Origin of the sequence: Archangium gephyra, from assembly GCF_049060025.1 — a bacterium.
Lineage (GTDB): Bacteria > Myxococcota > Myxococcia > Myxococcales > Myxococcaceae > Archangium > Archangium gephyra_A.
In genome coordinates this window covers 6851845-6868526 of the sequence record NZ_JBMEQQ010000002.1, presented here as the reverse complement: position 1 = coordinate 6868526, position 16682 = coordinate 6851845, and the positions used below count along the sequence as shown (strand labels likewise).

Here is a 16682-nt window from a genome sequence, read left to right as displayed (position 1 = left end):
GAGCCCCTCAGTTCCATGGCAGGGCGGAGCGTCTCGCCCAGTAGGTCTCCGGCGGCTCGATGAGGCGGCGCAGCCTCTCGTGCGCCTCGTCCCCGAGCCTCACCTCCAGCGCGCGCAGGTTGCTCTGGAGTTGCTCCACGGTGGTGGCTCCGCTGAGCACCACGGACACCCACGGCTGCGCGAGCACCGCGGCGATGGCCACCGCGTCCACCGGGGCGCCCAGCTCTCCGGCCACTTCGCGCAGGGGCCGCAGCGATGGGTCCTCGTTGCGCGCCGTGAGCCGCCCGTTGGCGACGGCCTCCTTGATGATGACGCCCCAGCCAGCGGCATGCGCCTCGGCGAGCGCGGGGCCCGCGGAGGGCTCCAGCAGGTTCCACGTGGCCTGCACGCAGGAGAACAGCGGGGAGCCTCCCGCTTGGACCTCCAGGGCGCGCCGCAGCACCTCCGCCTGCCGGGGTCCGCTGAGCGACAGCCCCACCCGCATGCCCGAGTCCCTCAGCCGCCCGAGCTCCTCCCGGACGCTCGTGTCCTCAAGCACCCCGCTCTCGAAGGTGGCGGAGTGGATTTGATACAGCCGCAGCCAGGGCCCGAGCAGCGTCTGGCTCTCTCCCCACTGCCGGCGCAGGGTGGGCAGCGAGTGATCCTTCACCTCGTGGCGCTCGGCGTCCACGCGCCAGTCAGCGGTATAGGTGTAGCCCCACTTGGAGCCGACGGTGACGTCCTCGGGGCGCAGGCCGCGAGCCTTCAACCACGAGGCGAGGAAGGCCTCGGCGCGGCCATAGGAGCGGGCCGCATCGAAGTAGCGCACGCCCGCGCGGTACGCGGCATCCAGGACCTCATGGGCCTGGCGCTCCATGGCCTCGACGGATCGGCCGCCTCCGAGATCCTCCCCATGGCCGAGGGTGATGTACCCGGGGCGGCCGAGCGCGGCGAGTCCGAGGCCCAGCGGAGACACGGCGGGCCCGGAGGCCCCGAGGGTGCGTGGCATGGCCTCCTGCCTACCTGAAGCGGGCGGTCGCGGGGAGGCTCGCGTGGTGGCACTGCGGGAGAGTGGACGGCCGGATTGTGGAGAACTTGGGGACGGAGCGGGGAGGCACTCTTCCCGGAGAAACGCCGGACCCGTGGCGCCTTCCTGTAACCGAAAAGGGCCGAGCCACTTATCCACAAGATATGAGCCAGGAGAGACGAAGCCGATACGGGGTGTTGCTGCTCCTGCCGTTGCTGGTGCTCGGGGGGCTGGCGGCCGGAAACCCCGAGTCCGGGCATTCCCATGAGGAGGGCACGAAGGTGTACGCCGTCCAGAAGACCGACGCGGAGTGGAAGCAACAGCTCACGCCCGAGCAGTACAAGGTGTTGCGCAAGCAGGGCACGGAGCGGGCCTTCACGGGGAAATACTGGGACCTGAAGGCCGCGGGCACCTACCACTGCGCGGCGTGTGGCCAGCCGGTGTTCAGCTCGGAGACCAAGTTCGACTCGGGCACGGGCTGGCCGAGCTTCTGGCAGCCCCTGACTCCCGGCTCCGTGGACAACCGCGAGGACAAGGGTTGGTTCACGACGCGCACCGAGGTGGTGTGCAGCCGCTGCGGCTCGCACCTCGGGCACGTGTTCGATGATGGCCCGCAACCCACGGGCCTGCGCTACTGCATGAACTCGGTGGCGCTCGACTTCCGGCCAGAGTGAGCCAGCGTCAGCCTCACCCGCCGCGCTGGCGGAACACCACGGTGAAGTTGTTGCTGGGCATGTCGATGACCCGGTCGAACTCCAATCCGTGGGCCCGCGCCTCCGCCGTGACGGCGCCCAGCTCGCGCACGCCCCAGGCCGGGTTCCGCTCGCGCAGCGAGGCATCGAAGGCGAGGTTGCTCGGCGCGGTGGGCCGGCCCTCGATGACATACGCCCCGTAGAGGATGAGCGGTGCTCCCGGGGACAGCACCCGAGCGGCGCCTCGCATCAATCCCTGACACGCCTCCCACGGGGAGATGTGGATCATGTTGATGCACACGATGGCGTCCGCGGACTCCACGGGCCAGGCCGATGCACTGGCATCCAACGCGAGCGGCTCGAGCACATTGGGCAGACCTTCCTCCCGGCGCCACGCCTCGATGCTCGCGCGAGCGACGGGGTCGGCATCGGTGGGCTGCCACACGAGCCTCCGGAAAGGCGCGGGCGAAGAAGACGGCGTGCTGGCCGGTGCCGCTGGCCACCTCGAGCACGGTGCCGCGCGAGGGCAGCAGCTCACGGAGGATGGGAAGAAGAGGCTCGCGGTTGCGCTCGGCGGACGGGGCGTGCTGTTTCATGGGTTGAGCATGCTCCCTCTCCCTCTGGGAGAGGGCGGGGGGTGAGGGTCGTCACCCGACCATATTGCGGACCCGCTACAAAAATCCGCCTGACTTCGCCCGAGTCCGTGTTCATCCCTGGAAGCGAGACTCCGGGTGCCTTGACCCCCCCCATCACCAGGGACAGGCTCGCGGAGTGCTGCCCTTTTTGCAGAGCAATCTCTCCCTGATCTCGGGTGTCCTCCTCACGCTGCTGGTCATCGGCGTCCGGGCGGCGAGCTCGGACTCGCAGTTCCGCAAGGAGCTGGGCGGAGCGCTCGGCTTCCTGGTGACGTTCCTGACGCTGCGCGTGGTGGAGGGGCAGTTCGGTGAGCAATTGCACCCGCGGGTGCTGCCGCTGCTGCGCGTGGCGTGGATGCTCACCTTCGCCTTCGGCAGCATCCGGGCGGGGATGTCGCTGGCCGTCCTGACGGTGACGCGCCTGGGCATCCGGACGCCGCCGCCGAAGATCCTCCGCGACGTGGTGGAGATCTCGCTCTACGTCATCGCCGTCGTCCCCATCCTCCGCACCGAGCTGGCCATCGATCTCACGAGCCTGCTGGCCACGTCGGCGATCGTGTCGGTGGTGCTGGGTCTCGCGATGCAGGACACGCTGGGCAACCTCTTCGCGGGCCTGTCCTTGCAGCTCGAGCGCCCCTACCAGGTGGGCGACTGGGTCACCATCAAGGAGATCACCGGGCGGGTGGTGCAGGTGGCCTGGCGCGCCACGCGGCTGGAGACGTCGCGCAAGGAGATCATCACCCTGCCCAACAACGTCTGCTCCAAGGAGGCGGTGAAGAACTACTCCAAGGGCGGGCAGCCGGTGGGGATGGACCTGTCCTTCCATGGCCCGTACGACCGGGCGCCCAACGAGGTGAAGGAGGCGGTGCTGGAGGTGCTGGAGCAGGTGCCGCTGGTGCTGAGCGCGCCGCCGCCCATGTGCCGCACGGTGGGCTTCGAGGAGCTCGGCATCCGCTACCAGGTGCGCTACTACGTGGAGGACTTCTCGCAAGCCGACGCGGTGATGGCCGAGTTCTACACGCGCATCTGGTACCGCTTCCGGCGCGAGGGCATCGAGCTGCCCGCACAGCGCAAGCTGAACATGTCCATGGGCGCTCCGGGCTCCGAGTTCACCCCGGAGATGATCGCCGACATGCTGCGGCGGGTGGATCTCTTCAAGGTGCTGCGGGAGGAGGAGCGGGCGAAGCTGCGGCAGGAGATGGTGCCCCGGCGCTTCGCCAGGGGCGAGCACGTGATTGAGCAGGGCGAGAAGGGCAACACCTTCTACCTGGTGGGCCGGGGCGAGCTGAGCGTGCGCACGGGCGGGGTGGAGGTGTCGCGGCTGTCGCGGGGCAACTACTTCGGGGAGATGTCGCTGCTGACGGGCGAGCCGCGCACGGCCACGGTGGTGGCGCTCACGGACGTGGTGCTGCTGGAGCTGGGCCGGCCGGTGTTCGCGCGCCTCTTCGAGGAGCACCCCGAGCTGGCGCCGAAGCTGTCGGGGATGCTGGCGCACCGGCGCATGCAACTGGACGCGGCGATGACGGCCTCGGGCGAGACGCTGCCCGATTGCGAGGAGATCGACATCCTCGGCCGGCTCAAGAACATCTTCCGGCTCAACTGAGCCCCCGGAAACGAGAAGGGTGGAGACACGGAGCCCCCCAGCCCCGTGTCCCCACCCCGGTACCTCGTCATCGCTCGCGAGTCCTACTTCAAGAGCTACTCGTACCGCACCTGAGAACCGCCCGAGCTGTTCACCTGTACGCTCGCGGGCTTCTTTCCGGCCTTCACCGTCGAGCCCCCGGAGAGCACGCCCTGGATGCTGCGCTCGGGGGAGGCCTCGATGCGGGTGCCGCCGCTGGCCGTCACCTGGAGCGAGTCGGTCCGCAGCTCGTCGGCCTCGATGACCGAGCCCCCGCTGCCGGTGATCTTCAGCTCACCCGCGCGGCCCTCGAGGTCCACCTCGGAGCCGCCGCTGGCCGCCACCTGGAGGTTCTGCGAGTCCACACCGGTGAGCTCCACCTCGGAGCCGCCGCTGGCCGCCACCTCGAAGGTGTCCACGCGGGTGGCCTGCGCGTCCACGTCGGCGCCCCCGCTGGCCGCGACGCTCTCCACGCGCGGGCTGGTGACGTACAGGCGCACGTCCTTGAGCCCCTTGTTGGAGAACATCGAGGTCTTCTCCACCTGCGTCGTCAGCACGCCGTCCCGCACCTCGAGCTTCACCCGGGCCACGTCGTCCTTGTTGCCCTCCAGGCGCACCGACTTGGGGCCCGGCTTCACCTCGGCGCGGATGCCGTAGCCCACCGCCACACCGCGGAAATCGGGGACGTCGATCTGCCCGGCCTTGGCGGCGTCCTGAGCGAAGACGGGGACGGACACCAGGAAGGCGGCGGGAAGGAGCAGGGAGCGAAGCTGCATGCGGTGGACCTCGGGGAAGGGAGAGGCACGGAGCCTCGTGTCCTTCAGGGTACGCACCGCGCCGCGAGCGATTGCACGCGGCCCGCCCGGCCGCTCACTCCCGGAGCTTCTCGAGGGGAGCGCGGATGGAGGTGACCTCGCCCGCCTGGATTTCCACCTGCAGCTTCAAGGGTTTGAACTGGGGAGCCACCAGCCGCAGGGTGTGCTTGCCTGGGGCCAGGGGCACCCGGAAGAGGGGTGTCTCGCCCAGCAAGCGGCTGCCCAGGTACACCTTGGCGTAGGGCTCGGTGACGAGCGTCAGGGAGCCCTTCCCACCCGAGGGCTCGGCCGCGCCCGTGCGCTCGCGCTCCAGCGCCTGCCAGGCCCGGTCCGCCTCGTCGGCCGTCGTCACCCGCTCGGGCGAGGTTTCCATGTTGGCGGTGGCGGGAGCGGAGGTGCGTGCGGTGCGGCGCGAGGGCGCCACCTTGCCGCGCTTCGCCGGTGGCGCGGACTCCGGGGGCTCGGCCGGGGCCTCCTCCTTCGGCGACGCCTCCGCCACGGCGCCAGCCTCGGGGAGGGCCTCGGTCTTCGTCTCGGGCGAGCCCGTACCGGTGGCGGCGCTCACCTCCGTGGGGGCCGCTGCTTCCGGTGCGGCGGCGGCGGGCGCGGGGGCCGTCTCGGGCGTGGCGCTCGCGGCAGCGGCCTCGGGGGCCACGGGCGCCGGAGGAGCGGAGTCCACGGGCGGAGCCGGTACGGCCTGGGGTTTCGGCGGGGCGGCCCGGGCGGGAGCCTCGGTGGCCTCGGGCGGGGGTGGGAACAGCCGCGAGGACAGGATCCCCCCATCGAGCCGCAACACGACGAGGGCGGCCAACCCGCCCACCAGCAGCAGGAGGATCAGCGCGGCCCACACCCCCCGGCGCGAGGGCTCGGACGAGGGAGCGCCGGAAACGGTGAGATCCTCATCGTCATCCAGGGGCTTCACCGGAAGGTGTTTGCGGGAGACGGAATGAGGATGGGCGGGCGTGAGGTCTTCCTCGTCCGGATCCTCGTTCCGGGGCCCCGGGAAGGTCCGGGAGGCCGCGGGCGGCACCAGGAGGGGGGCGGTGCGGAGCTCGTCCTCCTCGTCGGGCTCCACCGGGCGCGGCCGGGAGGACGCGGAGGGCGGTACCAGGAAGGGGGCGGTGCGGAGCTCGTCCTCGTCTTCGTCCCCGGGATCCAGCGGCGGCGGCCCGGAGGACGCGGACGGAGGTGCCAGGTAGGGGGCGGTGAGGAACTCGGGCCCGTCCTCGTCCACGGGCGCCACGGGCGGCCGGGCCAGGGGCGAGCGCGCGACGGGGACGGTGGGGGCCTCGGGGGGTAGGGCGCGCGAGGGGGGCGCCGGAGGAGCCGAAGGCCCGGGAGGGAAGGTGGACGAGCCGGTGGGCAGGGTGACGGCGTCCAGGTGCGGCAGCGAGGTCCGGCGTGCCGCGCGTGTGGCGTCGTAGCGGGGCAGCGTCTCGTCCGAGGTGACGGGCTGCTCCCCGGTGGGCGTGGCGCGCGAGGGCCGGATGACGGCCGTCTTCTGGGAGGGCTCCGGGAGGACGGGCACGGCGTCGGAGCGGCCCAGGCTGCGGGCGCGCGGCTCGGCCCGGGTCTGCTCCTGGGGCGTGGGGGCGCGGACGGGGCGGGGCGGCTCCACCAGGACGGGCAGGGAGGGCAGGGTGGAGGGATCCACCGAAGCGCGGGCCGGGGACGGGGCCCGGGGCGGCTCCACCAGGACGGGCAGGGAAGGCAGGGTGGAGGGATCCACCGGGGTGCGGACCGGACGGGTGCGGGCGGCGGGCTGCGCCGGCGGGTGGATGCCCGTCTCCGGGGGAGGAGGCGGAGGCGTGGCCGGGAGCTGGGCGGAGGAGGCGGTCCGCTTCTCCCCCGGGGGCGAGGCGGGAGGCTTCGTGACCACGGAGTAGGAGACGAGCTCCGTCTCCTCGGCCCGGGCGGGGCCGGGCGCCGGGAGGTGGGGCGCGGAGATGGTGGGCAGGCGCGGCGTGGCGGGCGCCGGAGGCGGCGTGGCGGACGCGTCCCGATCCGGGAAGAGCTGGGCGAGCTTCACCACGCCCGTGCTGTCGACACCGGCCCGGCCGCTGGCGAGCAACTGGCGCGTCTGCTCGCGCCGCTCGGCGAAGAGGCGCCGCATCAGCTCGCCACTCTGCTCGGGCAACCAGATGAGGGGAGCCACGGCGCGCTCCAGGGCGCGGGCGAACTCGAGCGTGGTGGCGTACCGGTCCGCGCGCTTGCGCGCCAGCGCCTTGAGGACGATGGCGTCCAGCTCGGGGGGAATGGCCTTGTTGGTGCGAGAGGGCTCGGGGATGGGGCCCTTGAGCACGGCGTTCACCACCGCCATGGGCGCCTTGCCCGGGAAGAGCCGCATGCCGGTGAGGCACTCGTGCAGCACCACGCCCAGGCTGAACAAGTCACTGCGGGCGTCCAACGGCTCACCGAGAATCTGCTCCGGCGACATGTACCCGCTGGTGCCCTTCACCATGCCGGCCGCGGTGCGGCTGACGGCCGACAGGCTCTTGGCGATGCCGAAGTCCAGCAGCTTGGTGACGCCCTCGTACGTCACCATGATGTTCTTCTCGGCCACGTCCCGGTGGATGACGGGCGAGGACTGGCCGAGCGCGTCCGTGAAGGTGTGCGCGTAGTGCAGCGCCAGCGCGGTGTCGCGCACGGCCGCCAGCCCGAAGCCCGGGGGCATGGGCTCGTTGGCGGCGCGGCAGGCACGGGCCACTTCAATGAGCGTGGCGCCCGGGACGAACTCCATGGCGAGGAAGAGCTCGCCATCGTCCACGTCCAGATCGAACACCTGGGCGATGTGGGGGTGGTTGAAGGCCGCGGTGACCTTGGCCTCGTCCAGGAACATCTGGACGAACTCCTCCTGGCCCTGGATGTCCGGGAGGATCTTCTTGAGCACCACGGGCTTGGTGAAGCCGGCCAGGCCCCGTTTGGAGGCGAGGAAGATCTCCGCCATCCCACCGGTACTCAGGCGGCAGAGCACCTCGTAGTTGCCCATCCGCGAGCCGCGCACATCACCCGGCGCGAAAGGGAGCTTCGACCCAGCCATTCGAGAAAACCAAGCTTATAGGACCGCTGGCTTCCAGGCGAAAGCCACCACCGTGATTTTCGCGTGAGAGCGCAATGGCAGCGGATTCCACCCACACTTCCCCCGCCCGCGCCGCTGAAACGGACGCGCCAGGCAGCGGGGGAGGCGCGGCCCTCCGGCACTCGTTTACGAGAATCGAGGAAAACTCCAGGAGGCACGGAATGGCCATGCCCTGGGTGCGAGAGGGAACTCGGGCAATCCCTACCCGGGGTACGGGGGTGCTGTTGACTGTCCAGCACGTCACGAAGGCGGGGTTGGTTCGCAACGCTTGAGGAGATCCGGCCCCCGGGTGCCGCTGCAAGCGCTTGGGCGTGTGTCCACATTGGCGGAACCGAAATTCCATCCAGGTGGCCGGTACGACGGTGGGGATAAAAACTTTCAGTGTTCACGTAAAACGGCTCTCCACGACAAACGGAGTTCCCATGGCGACGGAGAAGGCGGACCGCGTGCGAACCCGAGAGAGTGGCCTGGGTTACCGCATGGGACCGGGGCTGGCGGCGGTGGCGGAGGTGGAGGGGGAGCTGTGCTCGGAGGGGAGGCTGGTGCAGCTCTCGCCGGAGCATCTGACGTTGAGCCTGACGAAGCCCACGGGGTTGAGGCCGGGGCAGCGGACGAACGTGTTGCTGGGGGTGGGAGGCGAGGCCCAGATGCTGAGGGCCGAGGTGATGAATGTGTACGAGCCCGGGCCGGAGGAGCAGCCGGAGCTGAGCCTGCGCTTCGTGGCGCCGCCGTTGGATCAGGGCCGGCACATCGTCACGATGCTGGAGGGCTGGAGGGATCTGGGCCAGCTCGAGGCGCCGGACTCGCACCCCATCTGGCGGGAGCGGATTACCCGGGTGGACAGGATTGGGCGCATCTTCGAGGCGCTGACGGCGAGGCGGTGCCGGGGAATGGCGCGCTCGGCGGGTGGGGACGTGGAGCTGGTGGCGGCGCTGTATGACAAATACGACGGGCGGGTGTCGTGGGAGGTGAGGGGCACGCTGCCGCCGATGCCTTTCAGGTTGGAGGTGTTTGGCTTCAGCTCGGTGTTGCACTTCCAGGTGGATCACGCGGTGTACGAGGACGGGCTGTGGACCGTGGCGCTGCCGCGGGAGCTGCTGCGCTACCGGCACCGGAAGCTGAGGAGGGCGCCCGCGGGAGAGGGGTGCTCGGCGCGCTTCGGACATCCGCTGTGGCCGCAGGTGAGGGTGGAGCGGGAGCTGACGGACATCTCGTACGAGGGCCTGTCGTTCGCGACGCAACCGGGGGAGGACCTGCTGTACCCGGGGCTGGTGCTGCCGGAGCTGGAGGTGGGGCTGCCGGGGAAGGAGCCGGTGAGGCTGCGGGCGGAGGTGCGCAACATCACGGGCACGGCGCTGGGACGGCGGTGCGGGATGAAGGTGGAGCCGCTGGGCGAGCGGGAGCTGGCGCGGTGGCGGGAGCTGGTGGAGGAGCAGAGCCATCCGAACACGCGGGTGTCTGGGGATTGGAACGGGGGGACGTGGGATTTGTTCGAGCGCTCGGGATACTTCCGGCTGTCGGGGAAGAGTCCGGGGGACTTCGAGCGGATGCAGGCGGAGTACCGGGAGGCGCACGAGAAGCTGGAGGGGTACCGGAGGCTGGGGTACCGGGTGGTGAGGCCGATGCCGAGTGGGACTTCGGTAGAGGCGAGCCTGTCGTGGCTGAAGCCATACTCGGGGAGCTGGCTGGCGCACCAGTTGGCGAGACACCAGCCGCGCAACGAGAAGCTGAGGAGCACGGCGCGCGAGGCGCTGCGGGACGTGTATTTGAGAGGGTTCGAGCCGGCGCAGACGGACCCGGAGGTGAAGTGGTTCCTGGCGTACTGCGAGGCGAACGTGAGGTGGGTGCGCTTCACGGCGTTCGACTTCGCGGAGTGGTACCAGCACACGGGGCAGGCGTGCATGGTGCCGTTCCGCTTCATGGAGGCGGACGCGAAGCGGGAGTGGGAGATGCCGGAGGGCTTCAGCCTGGGGGCGCCGACGGAGGAGGAGAAGGCGGCGCTGTTCGAGCGGCTGAAGGAGACGAGGCCGGAGGCGTACCGGGAGGCGTTGGACCTGGTGCCGGAGCGTTTCGGGCTGGAGGAGCTCAAGGCGAAGTGGGCCGAGGCGGGGCTGAAGCGGGAGCGGGACGTGCTGGTGGCGCGCAAGGACGGGCGGGCGCTGGCGGTGGGAGTGCTGGAGACGGCGCACGTGGGGCTGAACCTGTTCCACGTGTTGGACGGGCTGCGAGTCATCTCGCTGGTGGACGAGGCGTCGGCGGAAGGGCAGGAGGCGATGCTGGCGCTGCTGGCGGGAGCGGCGGAGTGGTACCGGGCGCGAGGGCTGAACGTGTTCGTGCACTACGTGGAGTCGGAGCACACGGCGTACACGGAGAAGGCGAAGCTGGTGGACCTGGGAGAGGGGCGGATCTGGATCCTCTCGGCGCAGCTCCTGCCGGACTTCATCGAGCACCTGTGCGAGGCGACGACGCCGAGAGGCGATCTCTGAGAGTCATTACCAGCAGCAAGCAGGCCCAATGAGCCCAATCTCCGCCCAATCTCCCCTCGCCCTCCGGGAGAGGGACGGGGTGAGGGTGCCACGGACCCCGGGTTGAGCCCGTGCGATGCCCCCTCTCCCTCTGGGAGAGGGCTGGGGTGAGGGTCTCGGTGAGGCGGTGCACCGTGAGTCCGCCAGCATCTCGGGTGCTACGATGGGAGCAAGGAACCCGGAGCCCGCACGATGGCCGAAATCTTCAGCGCCTACGCTCGATCCCAGAGGAACGTGGGCCAACAGTTGGCAAACGCGGTGATGGCGCTCGCGGTGTTGTTCGTGTGTCTGCAGATGACGCAGGTCATCAGCCCTCAGGAGACGCTGATCGTGAGCCTGACGGGGGTGCTGGTGTGGGGCCTCGCGATGCTGAGCGCGATGCTGTTCCCGAACCGGGTGAGCTTGAGCTTCGCGGTCGGGGGCGCGCTGCTGGTGGGGGTGGGGCTCCTCGCCGTCGCTTACGGTCCGGCCTGCTACTGTGAGGGCTCCTCCGGACTCCTGCCTTCCATCCGGAGGGGCATCACGGGAGAGCCCCAGCAGTTCACCCTGAGCTGCCTTTGAAAGCAGCCCCGTGTACCAGCTGAAGCGAGGGGACGAGTCCCCGGCTCCAGGCCGAGGAGGCGTGCGTCCCGCGCCTGGCGTCGTCCTGTAGAATGGGAGCCGCGATGAGTGACTCCCGGACCCCCCCTCCGAGACCCTATGTCGCGGAGCGCCTCGCGGCGGATGTCGCGGCGGTGGGCCGCATCGATGCCGTCAAGACGGTGCTGCGGGTGCTCCTGCAGACCACGGGATTGGGGCTCGCGGTGGTGGCCCGCGTCACGGCCGAGTCCTGGACGTGCTGCGCCGTGCTGGATGAGATCGACTTCGGACTGCGCCCGGGTGACACGCTGGAGCTCGTCACCACCTTCTGCAACACGGTTCGCGGCTCGGCGGCGCCGCTGCTCATCACCCATGCGAGCAAGGATCCCCGGTTCACCCACCACCCGGCGCCGAAGCTCTACAACGTCGAGAGCTACATCGCCGTGCCCTTGCTGCGGCGGGATGGGAGCTTCTTCGGCGTGATGTGCGCGCTCGACCCGAAGCCGGCCGACCTCCCGGTGGACAAGCTGGAGATCTTCCGCCACCTCGCGGACCTCGTCGGCCACCAGTTGGAGCACGAGGACGAGCTGGGCCAGCGCGATGCCCAGCTCCTCAGCGCGCGCGAGGCCACCCAGTTGCGCGAGCAGTTGATCGGCATCGTGAGCCATGATCTGCGCAACCCGCTCAATGCCATTGCCCTGTCGGCCGCGACGCTGCTGCGCCGCACGGACCTGGATGACCGGGCCCGCCGGGGCATCCGCCGCATCCTGGACGCCGCGGACCGGGCCAACCGGCTCATCCTGGACCTGCTCGACTTCACCCAGGCGCGCATGGGCCAGACGCTGCCGATGAAGCGCCAGTCCCTGGACCTCCATGCCTTCACCCAGCAGGTGGTGGACGAGTTGCGGCCGGCCGTCATGGAGCGCGAGCTGGAGCTGGAGAGCGAGGGGGAGGGGCAGGGCGAGTGGGATCCGGACCGCATCGCGCAGGTGCTCACCAACCTGCTCACCAATGCCTTGCAGTACAGCCCCGCCGGGACGCCCATCCGGGTGAGGACGCGAGGCGAGGCCACGGCCGTCCTCCTCATCGTGAGCAACGAGGGGCCGCCCATCCCGGTGGAGCTGCTGCCCACCCTCTTCGAGCCGATGACGCGTGGCACCGGGGAGGGAAGTGAGCGCCGCAGCATCGGCCTGGGCCTCTTCATCGTGGATCAGATCGTCCGGGCCCACGGGGGCCGCATCGAGGTGAGCTCCACGGCGGAGGAGGGCACGTCCTTCCGCGTCCTGCTTCCCCGCGGCAGCTAAGCCAGTGGAAGTAAGTTCTTTCAGGGGTGCTCCCGCGGGAAAGCACGGGGCGCCTTCCGGCCGCGCGGCGTGCCGACTGGTCCAACAATCGGACCAGTTGCTCCCCCTCGCGGCCGGAACCTCCCCCCTGACAGGACTTACCCCTTCTGGCTTGGGCGCGGTGCTCCTCCACCAGGGAAGCGGCGGAAGAGCGGGCGTGCCGTTGCTCGAGGGATTCCGAGCCGGGCGGCCCGCCTGATACCGCGCCCCTGTGTGGACTTTCCATCAAGCCAGGTCCCGGCCTCGCTGGAGCAGTCAACGCGCGCTTGAAAATGGGAGAAGGCAGCCTAGATTGAACGGTGACGCTGACGCGTCGACTTGGACGGGCGCCTGTTGGGCCATCCACGAGCGGCAAAGTGGCACGAGTTCGTGTCCGGCCGTTTCCCTCTTGGTTCGTAGTGCACCATTGAGCGTACGCCCGGCGTGCGCCCTCTCATCCTGTGTCTACGCGGCCGGGCCCTCCGGCCACGGAGGTCCATCCATGTCTTCTGAGAACTTCGCGGTGACGGATACGGAGCTGGACGAGCCCACGCTCAGACGGCTCGTGAAGGAGCCTGAACTGGCCTTGCGCCGCCTGGAAAGGGAACCGCGGCATGCGATCCGGCTCATCTCCGGGCTGTTGAAGGACAACCTGGACGCGCTTTCCGAGGAGGAGCTGAAGCGACTGCTGAACGCCGCGGCGCTGGAGGCGTTTCCTGCCGAGTTGAGAGCACATATCGCGAGAACCCTCCTGAAGGAGGAGGAGGCTCCAGAGGTCGAGAGCTTCCTCGAAGCGCTCGCGCGGGATGCCGCTGATTCACCCGCCGGCATGACCCTGCTGCTCCAGTACACCGAGTGCTCGGGTGTACCAACCCGGCTGGCTCTGACGTGGCTGGCCAGTCCTCATCAAGAGCTGCGTGAGCTGAGCGCGGTGAGCCTCATCCGCTCCGGAAAGCTGTGGCTGCAGGCGCTCAACGTGCTGTTGGTGGATGGCAGGCGCGAGCGCATCACGGAGCTCGAGCAGGAGTACGAGGAGAAGTTCGGACTGAATCTCAAACAGAAGCACTTGCTGCGGGAGGCTCTGGCCTACGTGCAACTCGGCCGCTGCCTGAAGAGGGCTTCGCGCAGCGCCCTGGCGGATGTCTTGAAAGCGGGATCGCCCCTGGGGTGGGAACTGCGTGACAAAGGGCGATACGGTTTCTTCAGCTCCCAGGAAGGACTCCCAGGCGCTCTTCCCCAGGAGCTTCCCGCGATTGATGAAAGGTTTGAACTGGCCCTGTTGGAGCTGCGGCTGTTGCTCGACGCGGGAATGGAGAAGGAGGTTCTGGAGCTGCTGGAGTACTCGAATGGAGGCTACAAGCAGAGCCTGATGACAGAGCTTCCTGATGTCCACACCCGCCGAGGACAAGACGAGACAGCGGCGGCTGGCGGGGGTGCTGGGCCAGATGCCTCGCCGGGAGATCGAGTGGCTCCGCGGTGCTTTGCCTGTACCGCTCGCGACCGCCTGGGCTCGCAGTCACAAGACACCTCGTGAGGTACGGCGGGTGGCTGCCGCGGTGGCGCTCCGCGATCCCCAATTCGATCCAAAGGACTGCACGCTCTCGGATGACGCCTGGCTCCTCGCGCAGTTGTTCCAGGAGCTGCCCTATTCCCTCGAGAATTCGACGAAGGCCGCGCAGGTGCTGCTGCGCGCGGCGGTCAACCTGTTGGTGCACCACCCTCCTTCCCAGCAGGAGTTGGAGGAACAATCGGCTCCGTACTTCCAGATTCGAGAGCACGTCCGCAATTGGGTGCGGACGCCGAGGCACCCCGAGCTGGAGGTCCCTTCGTTGTTACGCGCCGACCTGACCGACCGCGTTTGGAATGCGCTGCGCAGGGTTCACCATGATGGCCGCTCCCTGGTGCCTTCGAGACAGGTCGTGGAAGCGTGGCTGGAGTGCGCGGCGGTCCTGAGGGACAGGCGGTTGCTCGATGCCGTGGAGAAGCTCGAGGCGACCCTTCGAGACGAGGAGCGGGCCGCCCTGAGTGAAACCCTCCGGCAGGTCAAAGAAGAACTCGTCCTGCGGCCGAATGAGGATGATGTGGAGGTCGTGATTCTGGCCCTCAAGGAACTGCGGGTGGCGTGACCCCGCTCGCTACTCGGACCAGAGGAGCGCCAGGTCGAGCTCGAGGGCATCGAAGGGCTCGGCGCGCACCCGCTCCTCTCCGGCGAAGGAGTGGACGAGGAGCCATTCGCGCTCGATGAGCCGGAACACATCGAGCGTGTGGGCCAGCGGGTCCACGTGCCACACGTGCCGCACGCCCTCCCGGGCGTAGATGCGCATCTTCTGGCCCTTGTCCCTGCGCCGCGTGCGCTCGGAGAGGACCTCGCACGTCCAGTCGGGCGCGAGCGCATAGTGTGCCGGGGCGTCGTCTCCTCCCACGGCGCGTGGCAGGCGCTCGCGCCTCCACCCGGCGAGGTCCGGCACGAGCTTGTCCGGCCGGGGGCCGAGGTGGAGCTCCGGCTCGTAGAGGATGACCCAGCCGCCCGGTCCACCGCTGCCGAACTTGAAGGGCGCCATGAGGATGCCGGCAAGGTTCGACGCCACATTGGCGTGTGGGCGGGCCGGGCGCGGGCTGAGGTGCAGCGCACCGTCCAGGATCTGCGCCACCATCTCCTCGGGCGTTGCCTGGAAGGCCGCCTCGACGGACGGGGCGTTTCGCTCGGTGGACTCGGAGTCGGGAGGACGGCGGGTGGCCATGAGGGAGGATTTCATCATGCCGCCCTCCCCGTGCAATGCCGGGGCCGGGAGCCGTCTCTCTTCGAGACACTAGGCGCGGCTGTCCTTCCACTGGAGCTCGCTCAGCTCCCGGCCGAGCTGCTCCCTTCGGCCCTCGGCCTGGGTGACGGCCTGTTCCAGGCGCTCGGGGTCATACGTCCGCGCCTGGGCGGGGGAGAAGATCTCCGCCACCTTGCGCAGCAGGCCGCACAGGCGCTCGACATCGGCGCGGGACGTCTCGGTGGCCTGCTTCAGCCGCCGCAGCGAGTCCTCCAGCAGGGGCTCGGCCACCACGCGCTTCAGCTCCTCGGCGGTGTTCACCTTGGCGCCCTTGCCCAGCAGACCCGCGAGCACGCCTCCGAGCAGCGCCGCTCCCATCACTGCCCACCCTCCGTGCTTGCGCGCCACGCCCGTCAACAGCGCCGCGCCCACTCCGGCCATTCCGCCCGTGCGCGCGAAACCCCAGTCGAAGAAGAGCGAGCGCGGCTCGACGAGCCGGCCGAAGCGGTCCGCCAGTGCCAGGGTGGCCTTGCCGCCGTCCTTGCCGCCGTCCTTGTCCTCCAGGTCCCGCGCCAGCTCGCGCGCCAGCACCGCGTCGAGCCGCTGGCGCAGCGCGTGCGAGCGGGGCTCCACCCGGGCGCTCAGCTTCTCCCGGAAGGCCTGCGTCAGCCGGCGCTGGGCCTCGGGCAGCCGGGGCTCCAGCTCGCGCAGGCTGTCCTCCGCGAGCCGGGGCAGCTCGCCCTCCAGCCGCTGGCTCTCCTCGCGCAGCAGCTCGTCCAGGCTCACCTGGAGGCGGGTGAGCGTCTCCGGCCGCAGCTTCGCCAGCTCCCTCATCCCGAGCAGCGCCTGCACGTCCTCGAGCAGACGGCTCCAGTCCTTCAAGGCCTCCTCGAGCAGCCCCCGCTGCCGCCGCGCCAGCTTCCCGGCCAGCTCCTCGCGCAGTGACTCCAACCCCGCGCCCCCCGTCCCGGAGACGGTGAAGACAGACAGCGTCCGGTGCGGCACCGCTTCCCGCAGCACCTGCTCGAGCCGCTCCCGCGCGCCGTCCGGAGTCAGCCCTTCCGGGAGCAGATCGCAGCGCGTGAGGACGAGCTGGAGCGAGTCCTCGGGGAACGCCTCGGCGAGCTGCTGAAGCCACGCCAGCATTTCCTGGGACGGGGGCGCTTCCGCGGCGAGCACCAGCAGGCAGTGCTCGGCCAGCTCGCCCACGCTCAGGCCTCCCTCCTCGCCGGAGCCGCCGGACTCCACCTCCAGCCACTTCCAGGGGACGTCCGAGCCCAGGGCCCTCAGGAGGGTGCTCTTGCCCACCGAGGCGTTGCCGGCCACGGCCACCACCGGCCGGGCGATGCGCTCCAGCGCCGCCGGTGTCCTTTCCAGCTCCCGGGCGAACGGCACCTGCTCGAAGAGGCCCCGCCGCTCAGCGGCCAGGCTCCGAGCCAGCTGCGCCTGCTCCCGGATGTGCTCGTCGTGCCTCATGTCCCTCCTCACTCGCACGCTCAGCGTAGCGCACCGGGCGCCCTGTCATGTCCATTGCAGAACACTCTCGAATCGTGGCACAGCTTGGGGTCACAACGATTCATGCCGCCAAGGTTCCTCTCCAGGGGGCGCCGCCCCTTCCCGGGGCGAGGGGGCCGCCGCGGACGTTTGAG

The 16682-nt window shown here is 69.9% G+C and carries 13 protein-coding genes and 1 pseudogene; 7 read left to right on the top strand and 7 right to left on the bottom strand.

What is annotated here, in order from left to right; translation table 11 throughout:
- Positions 1-7 precede the first annotated feature (7 nt).
- A complete protein-coding gene (locus ACN28I_RS29745) occupies positions 8-988 on the bottom strand; it encodes an aldo/keto reductase (protein ID WP_420945301.1) in 981 nt (326 codons plus the stop codon).
- A gap of 212 nt (positions 989-1200) precedes the next feature.
- Here ACN28I_RS29745 and msrB point away from each other — a divergent pair, with 212 nt between their 5' ends.
- Positions 1201-1680, top strand: coding sequence for a peptide-methionine (R)-S-oxide reductase MsrB (gene msrB, locus ACN28I_RS29740; protein WP_420945300.1), 480 nt, complete (start codon positions 1201-1203; stop codon positions 1678-1680).
- A 13-nt stretch (positions 1681-1693) separates the two neighbouring features.
- Here the strand turns inward: msrB and ACN28I_RS29735 are convergent, their stop codons facing one another.
- Complete coding sequence (locus tag ACN28I_RS29735) at positions 1694-2143, bottom strand: DUF938 domain-containing protein (RefSeq protein ID WP_420945299.1); 450 nt, start codon at positions 2141-2143, stop codon at positions 1694-1696.
- 73 nt (positions 2144-2216) lie between these two features.
- Positions 2217-2294: pseudogene (locus ACN28I_RS29730) on the bottom strand (SAM-dependent methyltransferase); the annotation flags it as partial.
- A gap of 187 nt (positions 2295-2481) precedes the next feature.
- Here ACN28I_RS29730 and ACN28I_RS29725 point away from each other — a divergent pair.
- A complete protein-coding gene (locus ACN28I_RS29725) occupies positions 2482-3936 on the top strand; it encodes a cyclic nucleotide-binding domain-containing protein (RefSeq protein ID WP_420945298.1) in 1455 nt (484 codons plus the stop codon).
- A 95-nt stretch (positions 3937-4031) separates the two neighbouring features.
- Here ACN28I_RS29725 and ACN28I_RS29720 read toward each other — a convergent pair whose 3' ends face one another.
- A complete protein-coding gene (locus ACN28I_RS29720; RefSeq protein WP_420945297.1) occupies positions 4032-4730 on the bottom strand; it encodes a head GIN domain-containing protein in 699 nt (232 codons plus the stop codon).
- A 94-nt stretch (positions 4731-4824) separates the two neighbouring features.
- The gene (locus ACN28I_RS29715) at positions 4825-7809 is read right to left on the bottom strand and encodes a protein kinase domain-containing protein (RefSeq protein ID WP_420945296.1); all 2985 of its coding nucleotides are present in this window, start codon (positions 7807-7809) and stop codon (positions 4825-4827) included.
- Between the two features lie 461 nt (positions 7810-8270).
- On the opposite strand from ACN28I_RS29715, the gene ACN28I_RS29710 reads away from it, so the two are divergent.
- The 5 genes from ACN28I_RS29710 (at position 8271) to ACN28I_RS29690 (ending at position 14400) form a co-directional block, all read left to right on the top strand.
- Positions 8271-10334 (top strand): PilZ domain-containing protein, encoded by a 2064-nt coding sequence (locus ACN28I_RS29710; RefSeq protein ID WP_420945295.1) that lies wholly within the window; start codon positions 8271-8273, stop codon positions 10332-10334.
- Positions 10335-10565: 231 nt separating this feature from the next.
- On the top strand, positions 10566-10934 hold the full coding sequence (locus ACN28I_RS29705) for a hypothetical protein (RefSeq protein WP_420945294.1): 369 nt from the start codon (positions 10566-10568) through the stop codon (positions 10932-10934).
- 104 nt (positions 10935-11038) lie between these two features.
- A complete protein-coding gene (locus ACN28I_RS29700) occupies positions 11039-12256 on the top strand; it encodes an ATP-binding protein (RefSeq protein ID WP_420945293.1) in 1218 nt (405 codons plus the stop codon).
- A 604-nt stretch (positions 12257-12860) separates the two neighbouring features.
- Entirely contained in the window at positions 12861-13808 is a 948-nt protein-coding gene (locus tag ACN28I_RS29695) for a hypothetical protein (RefSeq protein ID WP_420945292.1), read from the top strand.
- Complete coding sequence (locus ACN28I_RS29690) at positions 13720-14400, top strand: hypothetical protein (protein WP_420945291.1); 681 nt, start codon at positions 13720-13722, stop codon at positions 14398-14400. The genes ACN28I_RS29695 and ACN28I_RS29690 overlap by 89 nt, the downstream gene beginning before the upstream one ends.
- Before the next feature lie 9 nt (positions 14401-14409).
- On the opposite strand, the gene ACN28I_RS29685 is transcribed toward ACN28I_RS29690, so the two are convergent.
- Both ACN28I_RS29685 and ACN28I_RS29680 read right to left on the bottom strand, forming a co-directional pair.
- A complete protein-coding gene (locus ACN28I_RS29685) occupies positions 14410-15033 on the bottom strand; it encodes a Uma2 family endonuclease (protein WP_420945290.1) in 624 nt (207 codons plus the stop codon).
- A 51-nt stretch (positions 15034-15084) separates the two neighbouring features.
- Positions 15085-16509, bottom strand: a complete 1425-nt coding sequence (locus tag ACN28I_RS29680; protein WP_420945289.1) for a hypothetical protein — start codon at positions 16507-16509, stop codon at positions 15085-15087.
- Between the last annotated feature and the right edge of the window lie 173 nt (positions 16510-16682).

Coding starts and splice junctions, on each gene's coding strand:
- ACN28I_RS29720 (WP_420945297.1), bottom strand. CDS start 4,730: ATGCAGCTTCGCTCCCTGCTCCTTCCCGCCGCCTTCCTGGTGTCCGTC.
- ACN28I_RS29685 (WP_420945290.1), bottom strand. CDS start 15,033: ATGATGAAATCCTCCCTCATGGCCACCCGCCGTCCTCCCGACTCCGAG.
- ACN28I_RS29710 (WP_420945295.1), top strand. CDS start 8,271: ATGGCGACGGAGAAGGCGGACCGCGTGCGAACCCGAGAGAGTGGCCTG.
- ACN28I_RS29690 (WP_420945291.1), top strand. CDS start 13,720: ATGCCTCGCCGGGAGATCGAGTGGCTCCGCGGTGCTTTGCCTGTACCG.
- ACN28I_RS29715 (WP_420945296.1), bottom strand. CDS start 7,809: ATGGCTGGGTCGAAGCTCCCTTTCGCGCCGGGTGATGTGCGCGGCTCG.
- ACN28I_RS29700 (WP_420945293.1), top strand. CDS start 11,039: ATGAGTGACTCCCGGACCCCCCCTCCGAGACCCTATGTCGCGGAGCGC.
- ACN28I_RS29745 (WP_420945301.1), bottom strand. CDS start 988: ATGCCACGCACCCTCGGGGCCTCCGGGCCCGCCGTGTCTCCGCTGGGC.
- ACN28I_RS29705 (WP_420945294.1), top strand. CDS start 10,566: ATGGCCGAAATCTTCAGCGCCTACGCTCGATCCCAGAGGAACGTGGGC.
- ACN28I_RS29680 (WP_420945289.1), bottom strand. CDS start 16,509: ATGAGGCACGACGAGCACATCCGGGAGCAGGCGCAGCTGGCTCGGAGC.